Consider the following 270-nt stretch of genomic DNA (forward strand, 5'->3'; position numbering starts at 1 on the left):
TTGTAGAAGATGGCCTCGTAATCGTTCTTGTAGGACAAGATGTAAGGACCGCTTGCAAACAGCGTATTGTTGTATTTGTCGCCTTCCGTTACCGTGTTTCGGTCACCGTAAGGAATGTCTTTGTTCACATCGAATTTCTCGACGTCATAGGTGTTGATGGATTCAACTTGTTTCTTCGACACAATCCCTGCGGATTGGTGAGCCAGGTAGTTCAGAACTTGCGGGAACGGCTCAGTGGTCGTCAATTTGATGACCTGGTATTTACCGTCC

General features: G+C 46.7%; 1 protein-coding gene. It reads right to left on the bottom strand.

The annotated features are described in order from the left end of the window. Nucleotides 1-245, bottom strand: a 245-nt coding sequence (locus tag ACSNOG_RS33380; protein ID WP_436756416.1) for a hypothetical protein, incomplete at its 3' end; no start/stop codon positions are given. Between the last annotated feature and the right edge of the window lie 25 nt (nt 246-270).

The organism is Streptomyces sp. URMC 124 (genome assembly GCF_051386455.1).
Classification (GTDB): domain Bacteria; phylum Actinomycetota; class Actinomycetes; order Streptomycetales; family Streptomycetaceae; genus Streptomyces.